We start from the raw sequence: 20,630 nt of genomic DNA, 5'->3' as shown, positions 1-20,630 counted from the left end.
ATGATCAGTGGTCTTGATCAGAATCTTTCAGAAAACAAAACTATAAGTGAAACTAGCAATGAGTTGGAACTTTTAGCCCGACAGTACGAAGGCGTAATAAACAATTTAAAAGAAGTTGTTTTTCAGGCTGATATCGAGGGTCGTTGGACATTTTTAAACCCAGCCTGGGAGACTATTACCGGGTTTTCAGTTGCGGAAAGCCTGGGTAAGAAATATTTGAATTTTGTTCATATCAATGACCGGGCTGATAACCATAGCAAATTTATCCCTCTCATAAATCAAGACAAAGATTCGTGTACGCATGAAGTTCGTTATACAAAAAAGTCTGGTGAAATTGTCTGGATAGAAGTGTATGCCGGTCGTACCTATGATGAAAAAGGCGAAGTAACGGGGATTACAGGGACACTGACTGATGTCACTACTAAGCGACTGCTGGATGATGAAATCAGAAGAACACAACGTCTGGAATCTGTCGGTTTATTGGCAGCTGGTATTGCCCATGATTTTAATAATTTGCTCACTGTTGTATTAAGCAATTTGTCCTATATGGGCAGTAAACCAATCATACAAAACGATGGAGAGTTGGATGGCTGCGTTATGGATGCTCAGAAAGCAGGCGCACGGGCAAAAGATCTAACTCAACAACTGCTTACCTTTGCTAAGGGTGGAGCGCCTATCTGTGAGCTCACCAATATTATTGAAACGGTAAAAGATGCTGTTGCTCTGGGTGTTTCTGGAACGGAAGTTTCTACTTTTTTCGAGGTGGCAGAAAACATACCTCAGATAGAGGTTGATGCTGGGCAAATATCACAAGCGGTTCATAATGTCGTATTGAATGCTGTTGAGGCAATGGCCACAGACGGTGAAGTAAAAGTAGAGATTCTATTTAATAAGAATAAACGTGTAAAACCTGAGTCATCCTCTGAAGGTGAAGTGCTAATAAAGATTAGCGATTCGGGGATCGGCATGAGTGAAGAAACGCTGGAACATTTGTTCGACCCCTATTATTCAACGAAAAAACGTGGAAGTGGCTTAGGTCTGGCCTTGGTGCATTCCATTATTGAAAGGCACTCAGGTCGTGTGCGCGTAGTTTCTGAATTAGGCAAAGGCACTACCGTCAATATTAGTCTGCCTGGCTCGTGTTCGGCAGTTAGAGATGTACCGAAAACGTCACCTGAGCCTAAGGTGAGTGGTGGACGTGTACTGGTCTTAGATGACAATGAACAAATTCTACGTGCCATTACCTTGCTGTTAAGAACGATTAATTTCGAAGTGGAAACCGTAGTCGATGGTGATAAAGCCGTGGAAAGCTATTTGAGAGGTGCCAAAGAAGGCAGGCCTTTTGATGTGGTGATTAGCGATCTCACTATTCCTGACAGTATGGATGGCATTGAAACGGTACAAAAAATAAAAGAAATAGACCCTGATGTTGTTGCGATTGTATCAAGTGGCTATTCTAATGATCCCGTAATGTCTGACCCACTGAAGTATGGTTTTAAAGGCGTATTAGAGAAACCGTATTCTGTGGATAGGTTGAAAACGGTATTACAGAGCGTATTGAGCTGATCAGAAAATATTAAAAGCCACCCCCCTACTTACAGGGGGTATTTCTAATAGCCGTTTAGGTCTACTTATCCTAAGTGTGCAACAGCATCGCGTTCGTTAACATCATCCTCGTCGGTTAACTCGATAAAACCAATGTCTTCCATAATGCCGTAAGCCGCTGGTAATACCAGTAAAACGAGTAAAGTCGAGGTCAGCATACCAAACACAATACTGGTGACCAGAGGGATCAATATCTGCGCTTGTAGACTGGTTTCTAACAACAGTGGTGCCATTCCAGCAACGGTGGTTATCGACGTGAGGAAAATAGCTCTGAAGCGATCGTGTACCGCTTGACTCGCTGCATCGTGTAAGACCATACCCTCTTTGACGCGATATTTTACAAACTCAACCAGTAGGATGGAATCATTCACCACGACACCGGCAAGTGAGACGAAACCAATCATGCTCGGCATGGTGAAATCGATCCCCATAATGTAGTGCCCCCAGATCGCACCAATCAAGGCGAGAGGGATATTCAGCATAACTACCAATGGCTCGCGATAATTCTTGAATTGCAAACTAAGGAGTAAGAATACGCCCGTAAGTGCAAGGAAGAACCCGGAAAGGATCGAATTATTCGTTTCCGCACCACTCTCAACTTCCCCTTTAAGGGCAATGTTTAAATCAGGGTAGCGTTTTCGTAAATCGGGAAATAGACGCGCTTTGGTATCATTCAACACTTCAGAGGTATTTGCTTTGGCCGAGTCGATCGTGCCGAAGATATTGACCACACGTTTGTGATTAACATGCCCGATACGCGCATAATCACGATACTCTTCAATCGTCGCAACACTCACCAGCGGAATGCTTTCGCCCGTTTTTGAGAAGATATATAAATCGTCAAAATCGGATAATGCCTGATCCAGACTGCTGTCTAGTTTGACGTTAATTTCATAGGCTTCTCGCCCCTTGTAGATGTCATTTACTTTTGCGCCTTGATAAGCCGCACGTAACTGCGAGGAAATGGTTTGTGCATCTACTCCAGCGGCTAAGGCTCCGGGTAACAGTTTTACTTTGTATTGTGGTTTACCGGGGCGCAGATCATCAAGAATATTAGATACGCCGTCATAACCAATTAACCAGTTTTGAATTTCGTAAGAGGCTTTGGATAATTCATCAAGATCGTTTCCACTCAACTGAATTTCAATCGCTCTACCAGCAGGACCTAGAGAAGGTTCTTTAAACTGCAGGCTAATGATTCCGGGGATATGACCAGTATTCTCACGCCACGCGGGCTCAAAATCTTTTAATGAGGTATTGCGTGATTCGGTATCCAGTATGTCCAGATTGACTGTGGCTAAATGCGCGCCCGATTCACTGGAGTCGCTGTTTTCGCTGTAAGCGACCTGAATGTTTTTGATTAATGGCGCAGACTCATTTTGCTGGAATTGATCCTGTGTTTTCCGTGCAGCAGATATGATTTTTTCAACCAGCGCTTCGGTCTTAGCTAAAGGTGTTCCTTGCGGATATAAAATTCTGGCTTCTAATCTATTGCCTTCTAAATCCGGAAAAGATTTAAATTTAATGGTGCCTGTCACGAGCATGCCAATCGATAAAATCAACATTGCAAAAGCAATACCAACGGTAATATAACGATAAGTAATTGCTGTTTTCGCAAGTGAGGTGAAAAGGTCACGTAGTTTTAAGAAGTTTGCCTCAAAAACCTGACGCCATTTCGGTTTCTCTTTGTTATGGCTGTGCTCAAGGGAATGTTTTAGGTGATGCGGCAACACGAGAAAGGCTTCGAGCAAGCTAAAGGTCAGCACCGAGAGCAACACCACAGGGAGAACACCCATCACCTGACCAATATCACCTTTCATAAACAACAAACTACCAAATAGTAATGCCGATGTTATGAAGGATGAAAATACCCCGCGAGCGACCTTTTGCGTGCCTATGATTGCGGCATCTTTGGGGCTTTTGCCGTGATTGTATTCGTGAGAAATACTCTCAGAGAGCACGATGGCATCGTCCATCAAAATACCGATTGCCATTAATAAGGCAACCATCGAAATCATATTGATGCTCACGCCCAAGGTGCTCATCACCGCTAAACCACCGAGGAACGAGATGGGTAACCCCAGCGCTACCCAGAAGGTATATCGAAAATTGAAGAATAGGAATAGAGCTAGTGTCGCCAGCAACAGTCCTTGCCAACCATTTTTTAATAATAGCTGTAAACGGTCTTTTACAATGCTCGCGGCATCTTGTGTGAGGGTAAGTTTGGTGCCTTCGGGGAGACGCTGGTTTTCTTCATCAACAAAACCTTTAATAGCGTCGTAAATGGTGATGGTGTCATCGCTGGAGTTTTTGTTGATCTTGAGCAATGCTGCCTGTTTACCGTCCAGTTCTACGCGCTCTTCCTGGTTTTCAAATTGGTCTTCGATGGTGGCAATATCACCTAAGCGTATTTCTCCGCCTTTACTGGTATTTATGATGACCAGAGAAGCCAGCTCAGCCGCTGTCTTGCGCGCATTATCAAAACGAATCTGATAAGAAGTGTGTTTAGCTTCGAGAACCCCTGCCGGTAACTCTAATGATTGTGATTTAATTAAATCGGCAATGTTTTGAATGCTTAGATCGTATTTAAGCATCGCCTCTGGTTTAACCAGTACATTCAATTGATGGGTAGAAAACCCCGATACAGTAACAATCGGTACCTGAGGGATTGATAACAGTTTATCGCGGTAATATTCTGCCAATGTTTTGAGTTCGGGTGAAGACAGTTTATCTGCAGTAATCGCCACGGTTACAACAGGCTCGGTACGGCCAAGCTCGGTAATGACTGGGTCTTCGGTGTTATCAGGGAAGTCAGTAATACCATCGACGGCAGATTTGATGTCATCAATGAACTGGCGGATTTCGCCACTTTCCTGCATTTCCATAGTGAGCATGCCGATATTGTCACGCGCTTCACAACGTTGCTCTTTGGTGAAACTAATGCCATCTGTAGCGTCTTCCAGAGGATTACAGATACCTTCTTCAACATCAGAAGGAGAAGCGCCAGGATAAGCCACAGACACTTGTACCTGATTTAGTTCTATTTTAGGAAAAGTCTCTTTGTTTAATCCGGGAAGAGCAACCAGGCCAATCGCAATAATTGCCAACATTAAAATATTGGCAGCGGTCGGGTGAGTCGCGAAATAACGAATCATGATTCGTTACCCAAAGCCATTGCTTTGATCTCGTTCTGGATATCTTCAGATTCAATCAGCTCTAGTTTAATGCCTTCGATAACCGGCACCAGATCACTGGTAATGATTTTATCGCCTTCTTTGAGTCCATCTTTTATCACGACTAATTGACCTTGTGAAAAATCAATCTTAATCGGGCGTATTGACAGCGTGTTCTCTTCGCTGACGACATACACACGGTTTTGGTGTAATGCCTTGCGTGGAATCACCAGCATATTTTTGGGTTTTGAAAGAAATTCCACCGAGGTATACATGCCTTTAAGCAGCGGTGGGCGTTGCCCTGGGATTACACCTTCATAAGGTTTTTCCACAGATACCACCATGCCTACAGTATCTCTGGTTGGGTCGACAGATTCACTCAGGCGAATTAATTTCCCTTCCCATATTGAATTTGATTCGCTGCCGACAATGCGCACTTTTGCATCGAGGTCCCAGTCAGTAATTATTTTTTGTAGATTTCCTAACTGTTTTAAATTATCAGGGTTCGGTACGGCGCTCATGGTGCTGGCTAAAGGTCGAAGATGATTAACCGGTAGTTGCGCATTTATTTCTATCGCTTCTACCCCGAGGGCTTCAAATAATTGCCCTCCGGCAGAGATGAATTCACCCGTATCGACTGATACTTCGCCAATTCTGGCGTCAAATGGTAAAACTATTTCTGTGCGGACTAAAGTGTCTTGGCTTTGGTCTACCTGACTTTCAGATTGCTTTATTTGAGCGCGTATCGATGCTTTTCTGCTGGCATAAGTATCCAGATTACCTTGTAAGTCCTGCACCGCAGAACGAAGTTGCAGCACTTTTTGCTCTTCTATATCCAGTTGATTACGCGCAAGTGTGCGTTTGTTTACCAACACCTGAACTCTTTTGAGTTCTGCTAATCCCAGATTCAAATTCTTTTGCGCAATGGCTAATGAGCGTTTTGCACTTTGCTCTTCTGCCTCGATCTGTTTCAAAGAAGATTTGCTACTGGCTAAACCTGCTTTACTGGAATCTAGCGAAATTTCAAACGTGGTTGTTTCTATGCGAAGGACTGTTGTGCCTTTGGGCAAACTACCGCCTTGTTTAAGATCGGGGTGTATATAACTAATTTTACCATTCACTTCTGACTTGGCCTGTAGAACGGTTGCAGGTTCTACATTGCCGTAGCCGACAGCGCGAGTCCTAAATGGGATCTTTTCAACAGTGAGTACTTCAACGGTTTTAACCGGGAATTGCACTTCCTGATGTTCGACTGCCTGCTTGGATTTAACCTGCATTACCACAAAGGCAACTGCAGCAGCAATGATAAGAGGGAGGAAGATGAAGTTCTTTAGTATTTTTTTCATTGTTCATTGTCTGCAATGGTTTAATAGGGGTGTAAAGCTTGTTGCGTCGGATAATAACTTACAATTGTAATCGTTAAATTGATCAAATCGTAATATCATGTAAATAAGTTAAATTCATTGTAAGTATAAATGCCAATTAAAAAATGCCCCAAAGGTAGGGGGTGGCATTGCAGTGTTTGAATGCTGTGTTCATAAAACTATTAATTAAGTTATCAATATAGCTACCAATAAAGATACCAATAAAGTTATCTATAAACGAATCATGAAACATTTTCCGTGATGATCTCTGCACGACATTTCTTGGATGACCAGTACCAGGCGGCAATACCAACCAACATATTAGACGCAGCTGTCGCCACATAAATACCCTGCAAACCAAAGGCGTTCGACAACACATAGACCAGCGGCAAATAAAGCACCAGCAGTCTTGAAAAGGTAAATACCAAGGCAGGAATTGGGTTGCCAATGCCATTTGCGACGCTGTTTGTCATCATCACCATTCCCAGAAAGCAGAAGGTTAGGGATACGATCATTAAATAACTTTTAGCGGAGTTAAGCGCAGCTTCGTTATCCGTAAATGCACTCAATAAATAATCAGAGGTGAGCCAGAGTAAAGCGGCCACGCCAATTCCCCATATCCAGGAAAAACGATAACCAAACTTGATAGCTTCCTGTAAACGATCAAGTTTATTTGCGCCCCAGTTTTGACCTGAAAAAGGGGCGAGTACGGCAGATAACGCCATAAGCATAATCAGCATAAAACTTTCTACACGTGCAGCAATACCATAGCCTGCGACCGCATCACTGCTATAGCTTGCAACCAGCCAGGTGGTAACCGCAATCGATAGTGGAGAAATAATATTACTCGCGGCGGCAGGAATGGCTAAGCGCAGAATTGCTTTCCACCGAGGCCAGATGCGATGGTAGCAATGCTCCAAAGCAAGAAAGTCCAGTTTAAAGCGTAATACATAGATGCTGGCCATAAACGCCACGGAAAACGAGATAATCGTTGCTAGCGCTGCACCTTTCAATGCCATTGCTGGAAATCCAAACCAGCCAAAGATAAGGATGGGGTCTAGGATCACATTGACGATTGCGATACCAATCATAATGTAACTCGGTAATTTGGTGTTACCAGCTGCGCGTATCGCTGAGTTGCCTACCATGGGAACAACTATCAGGAAGCTGCCCAGATACCAGATATTCATATAATCATGAATTAATGGCAAAACAGAATCAGGTGCCCCAAGCAAACGAAACACTGGGTCGATCGTCGAAATTCCAATGATAGCGAGAATAATCGCTATACCCAGTGCGATCAAAATGGATGAGGTGGTGTATCCGCGAACTTCGTCGAGCTTTTTGCTACCTATCGCTCGTGAAACCAATGATGACGCGCCAATACCGATGCCAAAGGCAACACTACTCATAATCATCACGATGGGAAAAGTAAAACCCATCGCCGCTAATTCGTCGGTGCCGAGCTGACCGACGAAATAGGTATCTGCAAGATTCATGCTGATCACAGCAAAAATGCCCCAAATCATGGGCAATGCCTGACCTAATAAAAGTCGGGGTACATTACCTTCGGTGAGGTCATAAGTTTGCATAAGTAGTGGTTTTTCCTGATTGTAGTGTAGGTTGATACAATTTGAGTATAGCCTGTGTTCTCAGGCGTTATAGTTTAAAAAAACGCTCATAAGTAGGGGGGTGACTAATCGTATTTGTAATTAGTCTTTGCTTTTCAATATCTTTAGAAATGCCTGCACTTTTGCAGATCGGTGTAAATCACCATGTGTAACAAGCCAATGCCTGACACTCCATTCATCATTGGGAGGAAATATTTCTACCAGATCTGGGTTCAGTTTCGCTCTTTGTTCTGTCATGAAGCCTATTCCAATCCCTGATGCTAGAGCAAGCTCGAGTAGATTTGTATCAGTACAGCGGAACACAATATTCTTACTTGGAACATTGTTTTCTATCCATACCTGAAATTGCGGTTTACCTTTTTTGCTGTCTATATTTTCAAAACCAAGAAAGGAGTGCCCTGCAATATCCTCGATTGAGTTAGGTTTACCTTTTCGCGAGACATAATCTGCATGCGCATACATGCCGACAGGATGTGTGGCAAAGGGTTGAACAACATTATCTGGCTGATTGGGCTCAGGGCCTGTTCTAACCGCAATGTGGGCTTCGCCATATTCGAGTTTGAATAGTTTGTCACTGGTTAAATAGCGCACAGTTGTTTTAGGATTTTGTGCCTGAAAAATGCCAATAGCTGGCATCAATAACGGCGCGACAATGTTTAACGAGGTGACGATTAATTCTCCGGTGAGCTCTGTTGAACGTCCTTTACTCCGACATACAAATTGATTGAATTGGTCATCAGTTGCTTGTGCCACTCGCATTAAATCTAAACCAGATTCTGTTGGAATATAACCACGTGTGTGTCTTTGAAAAAGCTTTTCACCTAACTCTTCTTCAAGTGCATCAATATGTCGCAGCACGGTTGCTCTGTGAACACCCAGTGCTTCGGCCGCGGCACTGATGGTCCCTAAACGCGCCACTTGATAGGCTGTTTTTATTTCATTCCATTTATTCATTTCACCACTATTGTAAAAGCTCTTCGATAATTTAATAAGTTGCAAAAATGCGCAGATTGAGAGAAATATTGCTCATTGAGCATATTTGTGCAACATATTAAAGTTATTTTCATTAAAATACATTTTATTACCGAATAGGAAAGTCCAATGAAAGTTTTAGCTTTTGCTGCATCAAGCAGTCGCCAATCAATCAATAAACAATTAGTGACTCATGCTGTTACTGTTTTAGACAAGGAGATCAAGGAAAACATCGAAAGTGAATTGCTTGATCTGAATGATTTTGAAATGCCGATCTACAGTATCGACCGCGAGAATGAGGGAGGTATTCCAGAGCTAGCTAAACAATTTTTTACTAAAATTGGTGAGGCTGATGCATTAATCATTTCATTCGCAGAGCACAACGGCAATTACACGGCCGCTTATAAAAATATTTTCGATTGGGCTTCGCGTATAGATTCTAAAGTCTTTCAGGGCAAGCCGATGGTAATAATGTCTGCATCTCCTGGGCCTGGTGGCGCTGCTAGTGTTTTGAAAACAGCGAAAGAGTCTGCTCCGTTTTTTGGCGCAGATATCAAAGCGAGTTTTTCAGTCGCTTCTTACTACGATGTGTTTGATAGTGAGACAGGGCAGTTGGCTGATGCGGAGTTGAGTAACACATTACGTGAATCACTAGCTAAGCTTTAGTTTGGCTTTAATGACTGACTGATTAATTAAGATCAGGCAACGCCGTTAACTAAGAGCTGATTTCACTAATTGTTGGTTTAATCGGTCGAGCCTTTCAGGCGTTCCGATATCTTGCCAATCACCATCAAAGTGTTCGCCTGTCACTTGCTGAGTTGTCATCGCGTTGCGCAACAAAGGCGCAAGTGGATGTTTGCCGGGCATTAAATCTTTAAATAAATCAGGGTGATAATAGCCGATGCCGCTGAAGGTAAAAGCATTGTCACCGCCATCCGCAACGATATTTTCTCTAAGAGAGAAGTCTCCTTCGGGATGTTGTGGAGGATTATTGACTAAAACAAGATGCGCAAGTGTGTCATCTTTAAGTGGATTTTCAGTTGAATAAGGAAAGTTACACCAGACATCGCCATTCACTACCAGAAAAGCCTCATCACCGAGTAAAGGTAACGCTTTTAGAATACCGCCAGCGGTTTCCAGAGCGCCTTCTTGTTGCTCGTCTGAATAATGCAAAGACACACCATATTCAGCACCATCACCAAGAGCTTTTGGAATTAAGTCACCAAGCCATGCGATATTGATGACGATATCTTTAAATCCGGCACGTTGCAGATTTTCAATATGCCAAACAATCAGAGGTTTGCCACCAACGTGTAGCAACGGTTTTGGCGTGTGATCAGTCAAAGGGCGCATGCGGGTTCCATGGCCAGCCGCTAGTATCATCGCTCTCATTACTTTTTTGCGGTCCCAATTTTTTCGGGAATCTGCCATTCCGTAAATAGATTAGCGAGTGGACGCGTCATAGGGTATTTATTCGCGACATTCATAAAGTACTCAAGCGTCAGCGGTAAATCATTGAGGTAATTAGCTTTACCATCACGATGATTCAATCTGGCGAAAATACCCAACACTTTTATATGACGTTGCATGCCCATGTAATCGAACCATTGGCTGAATGTCTCATCACTCACATCGTGGATCAAATCAGTGTTAATCGCATCTTTCTTGAATGCTAATGCCCATTTGCTGACTTTCTCTATTGGCCATTTTATGTAGCAATCACGCAAAAGTGAAACGAGGTCGTAAGTGATAGGGCCGAGTACTGCATCCTGATAATCAATAACGCCAGGATTATCGTTTTCGGTAATCATCAGATTTCGCGAGTGGTAATCACGGTGTACGAATACCTGCGGTTGCTGTAACACGACAGCGGTGATCGAGTGGAGTGTTCTGTCGATGATTTTTTGTTGTTCGTCTGTCGGCGCAATGTCTAAATGTCTGCTTAAAAACCATTCTGGCATTAACTGCATTTCTTGAAGTAATAGCGCGTCATCGTACTCGGGTAAGCCATCTGTATTCGCTTGCTGGATTTTGATCAGACACTTGAGCGCATCGCCATAAAGCTGATCGGCCGTGTCATCATTTAACTTATCGAGATAAGGGGTATTGCCAAAATCTTCGAGTAATAAAAAGCCTTGTTCTAGATCCTGTTTGATAATTTCTGGTGCGTGAACTGCGGCATTGCGAAGACGCGTTGTAACATCAATAAACGGGGTGCAATCTTCCTGTTCAGGAGGCGCATCCATTGCAATGTAGGTTGTTCCATTCTCCATTGCATCAATGTTAGAGACTCTAAAATATCTACGGAAGCTGGCATCAGCAGACGCAACTTCAATCGTGGCATTTGGCCAGTCTTTCTTTATCCAGTCAGTGAGTAGTTGCAGGCGTGTATCGGTATTCATGAATAAGGTGATTACCTAAAGAACGTTAAAAAAAGGGCTATAAGTAGGGGGGTGGCTTTGGCTTAAAAAGTCACTTTTCCTGTTTCTATTTTCGCATGAATACAGTAAAAAAATAGAGAAAGATTGTTCCACGAAACCCTGTATCAATACCCTGCATTACATCGAATTTAAGATTGCTTCATGCCAAGCTTTTTGAAAACGATTGCGGGAGGACAAAATCCGGTAAATGCTGACTGGATCATATTGGCACCAATAAATACGGTAAACCAAATGAAGTTAGGGTGAACAAAATAAGTCAATGCAACGCTGATTAAAACCATAACACCAGCAAAAGCGGTTACTGCATTATTAATAGTCATCGTATCTCTCCAGAACTATTTAGATGATAAATCAATAGCGAGACCTTTTTCGTTAAAGGTCTCGCTAAATATATGTGTCTAAACAGCTTTTATGGTGTAAATACGGTGTAAATGATTTACTAAAAATACAGGACCAATTAGATCAGTATCTAAATTTGTTCGATATTAAGTACGTTTTTCCACGTCAATGTATTCACGCGGTAATGCACCATCATAAAGCTGTCTTGGGCGTCCAATTCTAGACTCAGGGTCTTGAATCATTTCATTCCAGTGTGATATCCAGCCAACTGTACGCGACATAGCAAAGATAACAGTGAACATGTTTAAAGGAATACCCATTGCGAGCAATATAATACCCGAATAGAAGTCTACATTGGGATATAGATTTCGAGATACAAAGTAGTCATCCTCAAGAGCTATACGCTCAAGTTCCATGGCTGTTTCGAAGAGCTCTTCGTATTCATTGCCTTCGCCAAGGTGCTCGATTAATTCATGGCACGTTTCACGGATAATGGTTGCACGAGGATCATGGTTTTTGTACACACGATGGCCAAATCCCATTAAACGGAATTGATCATCCTTGTCTTTCGCACGGTCAATATAATATGCAACATCGTTATCTGACTCGACAATATCAAGTAGCATTTTAATTACAGCTTCGTTTGCACCACCATGAGCAGGCCCCCAAAGTGAAGCAATACCCGCACAAACTGCCGCGAATGGATTCGCTTCAGAACTACCTGTAAGTCTTACGGTAGATGTCGATGCGTTTTGCTCGTGATCTGCATGCAGAATCATAATTAAATCAAGCGCTTTAGCGAAATATGGGTCTGGGGTATATTCCTCAGTTGGCATACTAAACATCATGTATAAGAAGTTTTCTGCATAGCCTAAATGATTTTGAGGGTAGGTGAATGGTAAACCACTCGCGTAACGATAACTCCAGGCTGCAATTGTTGGCATTTTAGCGATTAGCTGGTGTGCCGCAATCATACGACTTTTTGCATTACGGATATCTATTCCTTCATGATAGAAAGAAGATAAAGCACCAACCACGCCTACCATGATCGCCATAGGATGAGAACGGCGTCTAAAACCACTGTAGAAGCGTTTTACAGCCTCGTTCAACATCGTGTGGTAAGTAATTACGTGGGTAAATTCCATTAACTCTTCAGTGTTTGGAAGCTCACCATGCATTAATAGATAACACGTTTCCAAGAACGTACTCTTATCAGCAAGCTCTTCAATAGGGTATCCGCCGTATTGCAGGATGCCTTTCTCTCCATCGAGGAAAGTGATAGAGCTACGACAGCTGGCAGTAGATAGGAAACCAGGGTCATAAGTGAAATAGCCTAGATTACTGTAAAGGCCTCTAACATCAATAGTCGGGGTGCCATTACTAGGTCTAAGAATCGGTAATTCGATTGTCTTGCCAGTTGAATTATCTGTAACGGTAACTGTTTCTTTTTTGTCCATGTGTTTACAAATTGGCCTTAATTGAGTTAATAGAATGATCAAATTTTCGGATGAATTATAGCTGAAAATATTGATGTAGGTGGTCTCATCATAAGATATATACGTTATCATTAACGATTAGGATGTTAAATGATGTGGATATGAAACGGTTAATAATAGGAAGCTTGTTTTTTGCGCTTTTGGGTTTTGGTGCTCTGAAACTCATGTTTAGCGGGGTTGAAGTCAAGTACAAGGCGGCATTGCCGTGGCAAGTAAGCACCAAAGCAGATGGCACAACGCACATTCTGGGTGTCGATATTGGCGATGCAACATTCAAAGAATTAATGTTTAAGCTTAAACTTTTAGCAGAGCCAGCGCTGTTTGAAGGCCCAGATGGCGACTTAACGCTCGAAGCTTACTTTGGAAAGAAGAAATTTGGGGTATTAGAAGCACGTTTAGTGGTTGAATTGGACGCCGATGAAGCTTTGTTGAAGAAAATGCTGAAAGAGCAAATAGGCAAAGACTCTACGCCAAGTAATCACTGGAAATATGGTTTAAGCGTAGAAAATACCAGGCTGGCTAATGATCTGCGTGTTTGGCGATTAATCTACTTACCCATCACCGACTACGAGCCAGCACAAATGAAGTTCTTTGGTGAGCCGGATGAAAAGATTCAGGTAAGTGAGACGGCACAATACTGGTTATATCCAAATCGCGGTATGGTGTTGTTGTGGGATACTGATGGTAAAGAAATCTTCTATTATGTCGCCAATAAAGACTTCGATAGATTAAAGAAATCACTACCTATGGAAGCGCAAGTACAGCGTTACTAAGTTGCGAGTACCATTAATCGAAATAAATTCTCTGAGCAGCACTAAATGACTAAACAACAGAATCCATTCTGGGAAGAAAAGACGTTAACAGAAATGAATCGCGATGAGTGGGAAAGCCTCTGCGATCATTGTGGTAAGTGCTGTCTGTTAAAACTTCAAGATGAAGATGACGAGAACGATGAAGCGGAATCGGTTTATTACACAGATGTTGTGTGTGACCTGTTCGATAAAAACGATGGTCACTGTACAGATTACTGGAACCGTGAAGTACTGGTGCCGACCTGTATCAAGCTTACTCAGGATAATCTTGATGATATTGAATGGTTGCCCCCGAGTTGTGCCTATCGACGAATTTTAGAAGGTCGTGGTCTGGAAGATTGGCACCATTTGATTTCTGGCGATAAAAACACCATTCATGAAACGGGCAACTCTGCCATTGGCCGAGTTGTTTTTGAAAAGGATGTGGATGAGGATGAATTAGAGGGGCATATTGTCGAATGGCCGCTGAATTAACTTCTGTAAGACTAGATAAATGGCTGTGGGCATCGCGTTTTTTTAAAACACGCAAAGATGCAGTTGAAGCCATTAGTGGCGGAAAAGTACACCTGAATGGCGCGCGCGTTAAACCCTCTCGAAATGTTCAAATCAACGATAAATTAGAGATTACCCGCAACAATGAAAAGTATCATGTGACTGTTTTAGGGCTCAATGATAAACGCCGTCCTGCGAAAGAAGCGCAACTTCTTTATGAAGAAGGTGAAGCAAGCATCAAAGCCAGAGAAAGTGAACGAGAAATACGTCGTTTGAATAATGCCAGTGTGACCAGGCCTGATAAGAAGCCGAATAAAAAAGAACGCCGTCAAATGGATAAGTGGCGCAGCCAGTAATCAAGACTTTCTAAAGTGTACTTTAGCCAATCCAATATCGATGAATTGCGAGAGAAAGTAGAACATGGTGGCGGGTTTCAAATAGCGCTTGTGCCGATGCAATCGGAAACTTTTCTGAATGTAAAGTTGGCGACAGATCAGTTTTATCAGGATTTGATCAATGAAGGTCTCACTGTTCTTGTCGATGATCGAAAGCAAAAACCGCAGAATAAGTTTGAAGTAATAGCGTTTTTGAAAATACGCCATCGCGTGGTTATTTCCAGTCGAAGTATTTCTGCTAAAGTTTACGAATATAAAGATTTGAAAACTGATGAGTTTGAGAAAATACCGCAAACTTCTGCAGTTGAATTTCTAAAAAAAAGGGTGTTTGACGCTCATAATAATTAGGTTTATAGTATTTAAAAGCGCCGATTTGATTATCAGCTTGCAGGCGCATAATAAATTTTGCTAAAGCGCGGTCAATGAATATTAAGAACCTGCTTTAGTGATTTCTACGCAGGTTTTTTTGTGCCTGTTGTAAATTCGAATTTTGCTAAAGCTGATAAATAATAAATGGATTAGATGAGCAGATGGACAAGAAAATAGATAAACAAAATAATGAATTTGAATTTGATACTTTAGCGATTAGAGCAGGTCATCACCGCAGCGATTATCAGGAAAACGCTGAGGCGATTTTTACCACATCAAGTTTTGTATTTAAAAGTGCAGAAGAAGCCGCAGCGCGTTTTGGTGGTGATGAAGATGGCTTTTTCTATTCGCGCGTTTCAAACCCAACCATCAAATGTTTTCAGGATCGATTAGCAGCGTTGGAAGAGGGCGAGGCTTGTGTAGCTACCGCTTCGGGTATGGCGGCAATTTTAGCGACTATGCTTGGTGTGCTTAAAGCAGGTGATCATGTGGTTAGCTCACGTTCTATATTTGGTACCAGCACGGTTTTATTCACCAAATACATGGAAAAATTTGGTATCGGTTTTGATTTTGTCGAACTGTCTGATTTAAATGCATGGAAACAGGCGATAAAGCCTAATACACGTATTCTTTTTGCTGAAACGCCTTCCAATCCAATTACTGAGTTAGTTGATATTCCTGAGCTGGCGAATATCGCCCACAGTAATAATTGTTTATTGGTCATTGATAACTGTTTTTGCACGCCTGCTCTTCAAAAACCATTAAAGATGGGGGCTGATATTGTTATTCATTCGGCGACTAAATATCTTGATGGCCAAGGGCGATGTTTAGGTGGTGCGGTTGTCGGAAATAGTAAAATTGTTGGTGAAGACATTGCGGGTGTTTTACGCACTGGCGGAGTGGCGATGAGTCCATTCAATGCCTGGGTATTTACCAAAGGTTTGGAAACGCTCAACCTTCGAATGAAAGCACATTGTGAAAATGCGATGAAGCTGGCTGAGTGGTTAAACGAGCAAGATGCCGTAGAGCGTGTTTATTATCCGGGGCTGAAAGATCATCCTCAGCATGAGCTAGCAAAGAAACAACAATCTGGTTTTGGTGGTATTGTTTCTTTTGTTGTAAAAGGCGGTAAAGAAAATGCGTGGAAGGTCATTAATAATACTCAGCTATTGTCGATAACGGCTAATTTGGGTGATACTAAAAGTACTATTACGCATCCTGCATCGACGACACATGGACGTTTGTCTCAAGAATTACGTGATGAAACGCAAATATCAGATGGTTTGATAAGAGTCTCTGTAGGTCTTGAAGATATTCAGGATATACAGAATGATTTGGCTAGAGGTCTGATTTAGTTTTCTTCGTAAAGACACCCCCCTACTTATAGGCACTTTTTAAGGAAGTCATTTGGTATGAATAACCACAAAGAAAATCTATTAGCTGTATTTCACGCCGCTTTATCCTCTGTTGAAGGTAAGGCTGTGGTGAGTAAAGAGCTGGAAGCTGACAATGACCCTTATCCATACCCTGATGAGTTTCATGTAATCGCTATTGGGAAAGCCGCAGATTCAATGTATCAGGGAGTGCCTGATGATCGGGTTAAATCTGCGTTAGTTATTTCTAAATATGGGCATATCAGCACAGAAGTCGAACAGAATGAGAAAGTAATTTGCGTTGAATCAGATCACCCCGTTCCAAAAGAAAATAGTATTAAAGCCGGGGAAGTCTTATTGGATTATCTTCGTGAATTACCAGAAGGAGAACCTTGTTTATTTTTAATATCAGGTGGTGCATCTGCATTAGTTGAGGTTTTAAACGAAGGGTGGGATTTATCTCAACTGCAGGAGCTGACGGATTACTTGCTGGCTAATGCCTATCCTATCGATCAAATCAATTCGATTCGACGTCGTTTATCTGCAATTAAAGGCGGCGGACTTTGGCGCTACCTTAACGGAAGGCCAGTAAATTGCCTGATGATTTCTGATGTGCCAGAAGATAACCCTGAAGTTATAGGTTCTGGTTTGCTATTTCTTGTAGATGAGAAAGAATTGCCTGATCTTCCTGAGCGGTGGAAAGATAAGTTGAATAAAATAAAGGCCCCAATGTGGGGGGGGGACTTTAATTGGAAGATAATAGCTTCTTTAGAGATTGCCAAAGAAGCAGCGGCAGTAAAAGCAAAGTCACTAGGTTATTCGTGCCAAGTAATTCCTGAATTTCTTGAAGATGATGCTTCAGTGGCTGCGATTAACTGCGTAGATGCTTTAAAAAATGAAGCGGGTAAGTTGTTAATTTGGGGCGGTGAGACAACGGTCAATTTACCCAGCAATCCAGGTTTAGGCGGGAGAAATCAGCACCTTGCACTGACAGCTGCAAAGTACATGGCGGGGCCCGATGAATGCTACCTACTCGCGGCAGGTACCGATGGAACTGACGGTTTGACCACTGCCACTGGAGCGATCGTCGATAATCACACTACAGAATTAGGCTTGTCGAAGAATCTTGATGTCGCAGATTATCTCGACAGAGCAGATTCTCACTCGTACTTCAAACAAACTGAAGGACTCATAACAACGGGAGCAAGTGGTACCAATGTGATGGATTTAGTTATTGGAATCTGCCCTGTTTAAGACTCTGGTTTCTTGATAGGGATAGGCTTTCGGTCTTCATCGATTGCAACATAAGTGTAAACCGCTTCAGTGACTTTAATGCTGTCATCTGATAATTGATCGCGTCTTACCCATGTTTCGACATGCACTGCAATTGAAGTTCTGCCGAGTCTTTCGGTTTCGCAATAACAGCTTACTTCATCGCCGACAAATACGGGTAAATGGAAAGTCATGGCTTCTACAGCTACGGTCACAACACGGGATTTTGAAAGTTGGCGTGCGTAAAAGCCTCCAGCAATATCCATTTGTGACATTAACCAGCCACCAAAAATATCACCGCTTGGATTAGAGTCCGCAGGCATTGCCAAGGTTCTTAGCGATGTATGTCTATTGTCTTGATACGGGTTTTTTGTGATCATCTTTATTTCTGCTAAATCTAGGAGTTACGCACTTTACTTTATATTGGATTGTTGCGCATTCAAATATACAGAAATTTAAGGTATAAAAAATCATAAAAAAAGGCTCGCAAATGCGAGCCTTCTAACGTTTTATTTAAATCAGTTGATTATGATTTAGCAGCGTTTTGTTGTGCAGCTTCAATGCGCTTAAGCATTTCTTCAGCTTGCTTAGCTTGTGCTTCCCACATTGCTTTAAGCTGTGTGTAGTCTTGAGTTTGCGCAGGTGCTGTTGTCATAGCAGGGTTGTAACCCGCTGGTGCGAATGATCCCGCAGGAGCGTAACCATAGTTGTTAAAACCGTTGCCATAGCCGTTAGTGTTAGATGAGTTGTAGCCGTTGCCGTAACCGTTTCCTGCCATGTTGCCGTAACCATTGCCGTTTGCTGCTGTGTTTCCAGAACCCTCGCCATTTCCACTTAGGTTACCTGCTGTGTCCATATCTGTACGGCCTTTGCCTTTAAAAGTGATAGAGAAATCTACTTCGCCATCAGCGTCGCCTTTAGCTGTGCCCCAACCATTTCCGTTTGCAGCGCCGTTACCAGCAGCATTTCCCGCAGTCGAGCCGTTACCCGCAGCGTTACCGTATCCGTTTCCAGCCCCGTTGCCGTTATTGAATCCATCAAACCAGTCAGCTGATGCAGTTCCAGCTAATGCTAATAATGTTGTTAATGTGATAGCTTGTAATTTCATGACGATCTCCTTGTGTGAGTAATTAAGTATTCAACTAAGTTCGAATATGAGTATATACTAATATACTTCTTTAGAGTCGTGCAACTTTTTTTACAAGTAATTTTCAAACCTTGTTTAAATGCCTATTGTGTAGGGGTTAAGAAGGTGTCGCAGAGAGAGAAAAATTCGTCAGCTTGCTGAATATGGGGTAAATGATCGCTGTTTTTTACAGTAGAAATAGTAGATTTCGGGAATAATGCTTTGATAATTGTGTGGTCTTGTTCGCGCATATAACGTGAATCGTCACCATCTATAAAGAGTGTTTCATGAGAAAATGTTTGTCCAGAAGTCGTGAATCCTGCAATTTTCAGATAGCCTTTAGCGATTTCCTGTACATCACTTTTCCAGCGGAAACCGTCATTTGATCCATCGATATCCTGTTTTGCTCGCCTCAGATTTTTGATCATAAAGGCACGTTCAACTGCATCATCAATGGATAATTTAAGATGATCGTCGATTTCCTGACGAGAATTAAACGTTTCTACAGGTGCACCTAAAACCGCTTTTAAGGTTGTTTGATGCCATAAGGGGTAGGGACGTGGTGCGATATCGACCACAATGAGTCGATTAATCAGGTCTAATCCCAATTCATCCTGAGCTAATGCCATTTGCATCGCAACTTTGCCGCCCATTGAATGCCCGAGTAGATCGAACTTGGGAATATTAAGGTGTTTTGCGAGTTTGATGACATCTTCATACATCTCACGATAACTCATTCCTTTTATATGAGGGGAATTACCATGGTTACGCAAATCAAGAATAATCACAGGTCTTTTAGCCGAGAGGCGTTGAGCCTGAGAGCGCCAGTTGTCCATAGAGCCGAATAAGCCATGAAGAATAATCAAAGGGAATTGCTTTTCCGCTTGAGTAGTTTCTCCTGGATAGATTTTATAATTGAGAATTTCGGTTTCTGGAGTTTGCATAATCTTTTTTAATATTTGTTTTGACTAAAAAGTTAAAACGTTCTTCCCATTTCTTCGACGTTATCGAGTATTTCAAGGCGCTCTTCATTACTGATGTTGGCGATATCGTAGTAGATCTCGTGTGAAACATCCTTGATGCCACAGAATGATAACGTTCCATCAGTGGTTGGTCTGTGTATTAGTTGCAATGCGTCAGTATCTTCAAAATACTTTCTTGATCCACCTGCGGTAATCAGTACCAGAGCACGTTTATGCTTTAATAGACCTTTCACACCATCGCTTGAGTATTCAAACGCTAAGCCATTGGTTAAAACCAGATCAAACCAGCCTTTTAGCATGGCTGGACGGCCAAACCACCAAAGGGGATATATGAATATTAAAGAATCTGCCCATAATAGCTGCTCTTGTTCTTTCGCTATTTTGGATGGTATTTCTCCTTTATGTAGCTGATCAAGATCACTAGCACTAAGAATAGGATCGAAGTTTTCCTGGTACAAATCCTTTACTTTAATTGAGTGTCCGGCTTCTTTTAGGCCGGCAGAAACTTTATCCAATAACGCGTGATTAAAGCTTGCTGGATTTGGATGGGTGAAAACAATCAGTACATTCATTATAATAAGGTATAGTCTAATAGGGTGGCGCATTCTAAATCAGTGTACTTAATTGAGCAAATTCTTGCTCTATTTAGCTGTGATTGATACATTACGCGGTTTGTATTTTATGCTCTTTTTTAGAAGTAAAATAGTATAAGCTTATACACAAATAAATACGGGCGATCCACGTCCTTCATATTGGGGTCTTGATACTCTCAAGAATTGGAAAAATT

The 20,630-nt window shown here is 42.2% G+C and carries 20 protein-coding genes; 8 read left to right on the top strand and 12 right to left on the bottom strand.

Features of this window, described 5'->3' with window-relative positions; all coding sequences use genetic code 11:
- On the top strand, positions 1–1,566 hold the full coding sequence (locus OO007_RS01230; RefSeq protein WP_325807405.1) for a hybrid sensor histidine kinase/response regulator: 1,566 nt from the start codon (positions 1–3) through the stop codon (positions 1,564–1,566).
- Between the two features lie 65 nt (positions 1,567–1,631).
- On the opposite strand, the gene OO007_RS01225 is transcribed toward OO007_RS01230, so the two are convergent.
- From OO007_RS01225 to OO007_RS01210, 4 genes are all read right to left on the bottom strand, one after another.
- The gene (locus tag OO007_RS01225) at positions 1,632–4,760 is read right to left on the bottom strand and encodes an efflux RND transporter permease subunit (protein WP_325807404.1); all 3,129 of its coding nucleotides are present in this window, start codon (positions 4,758–4,760) and stop codon (positions 1,632–1,634) included.
- The gene (locus OO007_RS01220; RefSeq protein WP_325807402.1) at positions 4,757–6,124 is read right to left on the bottom strand and encodes an efflux RND transporter periplasmic adaptor subunit; all 1,368 of its coding nucleotides are present in this window, start codon (positions 6,122–6,124) and stop codon (positions 4,757–4,759) included. The genes OO007_RS01225 and OO007_RS01220 overlap by 4 nt, the downstream gene beginning before the upstream one ends.
- Positions 6,125–6,384: 260 nt before the next feature.
- On the bottom strand, positions 6,385–7,734 hold the full coding sequence (locus OO007_RS01215; protein ID WP_325807400.1) for an MATE family efflux transporter: 1,350 nt from the start codon (positions 7,732–7,734) through the stop codon (positions 6,385–6,387).
- A gap of 120 nt (positions 7,735–7,854) precedes the next feature.
- Positions 7,855–8,727 (bottom strand): LysR family transcriptional regulator, encoded by an 873-nt coding sequence (locus OO007_RS01210; protein WP_325807399.1) that lies wholly within the window; start codon positions 8,725–8,727, stop codon positions 7,855–7,857.
- Between the two features lie 147 nt (positions 8,728–8,874).
- Here OO007_RS01210 and OO007_RS01205 point away from each other — a divergent pair, with 147 nt between their 5' ends.
- Positions 8,875–9,411, top strand: coding sequence for an NADPH-dependent FMN reductase (locus tag OO007_RS01205; RefSeq protein ID WP_325807398.1), 537 nt, complete (start codon positions 8,875–8,877; stop codon positions 9,409–9,411).
- A 45-nt stretch (positions 9,412–9,456) separates the two neighbouring features.
- On the opposite strand, the gene murU is transcribed toward OO007_RS01205, so the two are convergent.
- The 4 genes from murU to OO007_RS01185 all read right to left on the bottom strand — a co-directional run bounded on the left by murU (position 9,457) and on the right by OO007_RS01185 (position 12,982).
- Positions 9,457–10,137, bottom strand: a complete 681-nt coding sequence (gene murU, locus OO007_RS01200) for an N-acetylmuramate alpha-1-phosphate uridylyltransferase MurU (protein ID WP_325807396.1) — start codon at positions 10,135–10,137, stop codon at positions 9,457–9,459.
- A complete protein-coding gene (locus OO007_RS01195; protein WP_325807395.1) occupies positions 10,137–11,147 on the bottom strand; it encodes an aminoglycoside phosphotransferase family protein in 1,011 nt (336 codons plus the stop codon). Before OO007_RS01195 ends, murU begins: the two co-directional genes overlap by 1 nt.
- A 167-nt stretch (positions 11,148–11,314) precedes the next feature.
- Positions 11,315–11,506 carry a YgaP family membrane protein gene (locus OO007_RS01190; protein WP_131904212.1) on the bottom strand — a complete coding sequence of 64 codons (192 nt, stop codon included), beginning with the start codon at positions 11,504–11,506 and terminating at the stop codon, positions 11,315–11,317.
- A 165-nt stretch (positions 11,507–11,671) separates the two neighbouring features.
- Complete coding sequence (locus tag OO007_RS01185) at positions 11,672–12,982, bottom strand: citrate synthase (RefSeq protein WP_131904211.1); 1,311 nt, start codon at positions 12,980–12,982, stop codon at positions 11,672–11,674.
- A 140-nt stretch (positions 12,983–13,122) separates the two neighbouring features.
- Here OO007_RS01185 and OO007_RS01180 point away from each other — a divergent pair, with 140 nt between their 5' ends.
- From OO007_RS01180 to OO007_RS01155, 6 genes are all read left to right on the top strand, one after another.
- A complete protein-coding gene (locus OO007_RS01180; protein WP_325807393.1) occupies positions 13,123–13,794 on the top strand; it encodes a hypothetical protein in 672 nt (223 codons plus the stop codon).
- Between the two features lie 45 nt (positions 13,795–13,839).
- On the top strand, positions 13,840–14,307 hold the full coding sequence (locus OO007_RS01175) for a YcgN family cysteine cluster protein (RefSeq protein ID WP_325807391.1): 468 nt from the start codon (positions 13,840–13,842) through the stop codon (positions 14,305–14,307).
- On the top strand, positions 14,292–14,681 hold the full coding sequence (locus OO007_RS01170) for an RNA-binding S4 domain-containing protein (protein WP_325807389.1): 390 nt from the start codon (positions 14,292–14,294) through the stop codon (positions 14,679–14,681). The genes OO007_RS01175 and OO007_RS01170 overlap by 16 nt, the downstream gene beginning before the upstream one ends.
- Before the next feature lie 15 nt (positions 14,682–14,696).
- Positions 14,697–15,068, top strand: coding sequence for a His/Gly/Thr/Pro-type tRNA ligase C-terminal domain-containing protein (locus OO007_RS01165; RefSeq protein WP_325807387.1), 372 nt, complete (start codon positions 14,697–14,699; stop codon positions 15,066–15,068).
- 182 nt (positions 15,069–15,250) lie between these two features.
- Positions 15,251–16,444 (top strand): O-succinylhomoserine sulfhydrylase, encoded by a 1,194-nt coding sequence (locus OO007_RS01160; RefSeq protein WP_325807385.1) that lies wholly within the window; start codon positions 15,251–15,253, stop codon positions 16,442–16,444.
- A gap of 57 nt (positions 16,445–16,501) precedes the next feature.
- The gene (locus tag OO007_RS01155) at positions 16,502–17,716 is read left to right on the top strand and encodes a glycerate kinase type-2 family protein (protein WP_325807383.1); all 1,215 of its coding nucleotides are present in this window, start codon (positions 16,502–16,504) and stop codon (positions 17,714–17,716) included.
- Here the strand turns inward: OO007_RS01155 and OO007_RS01150 are convergent.
- From OO007_RS01150 to OO007_RS01135, 4 genes are all read right to left on the bottom strand, one after another.
- The gene (locus OO007_RS01150) at positions 17,713–18,114 is read right to left on the bottom strand and encodes an acyl-CoA thioesterase (protein ID WP_131904204.1); all 402 of its coding nucleotides are present in this window, start codon (positions 18,112–18,114) and stop codon (positions 17,713–17,715) included. The genes OO007_RS01155 and OO007_RS01150 overlap by 4 nt on opposite strands.
- A 146-nt stretch (positions 18,115–18,260) precedes the next feature.
- Positions 18,261–18,842 carry a hypothetical protein gene (locus tag OO007_RS01145; RefSeq protein ID WP_325807381.1) on the bottom strand — a complete coding sequence of 194 codons (582 nt, stop codon included), beginning with the start codon at positions 18,840–18,842 and terminating at the stop codon, positions 18,261–18,263.
- Positions 18,843–18,964: 122 nt separating this feature from the next.
- Positions 18,965–19,804 carry an alpha/beta fold hydrolase gene (locus OO007_RS01140; RefSeq protein ID WP_325807380.1) on the bottom strand — a complete coding sequence of 280 codons (840 nt, stop codon included), beginning with the start codon at positions 19,802–19,804 and terminating at the stop codon, positions 18,965–18,967.
- Between the two features lie 32 nt (positions 19,805–19,836).
- Entirely contained in the window at positions 19,837–20,415 is a 579-nt protein-coding gene (locus OO007_RS01135) for an NAD(P)H-dependent oxidoreductase (RefSeq protein WP_131904202.1), read from the bottom strand.
- Positions 20,416–20,630: the final 215 nt, after the last annotated feature.

Origin of the sequence: Cocleimonas sp. KMM 6892 (assembly GCF_035798195.1) — a bacterium.
Lineage (GTDB): Bacteria > Pseudomonadota > Gammaproteobacteria > Thiotrichales > Thiotrichaceae > Cocleimonas > Cocleimonas flava.
This window is presented reverse-complemented; position numbering and strand designations above follow the sequence as displayed.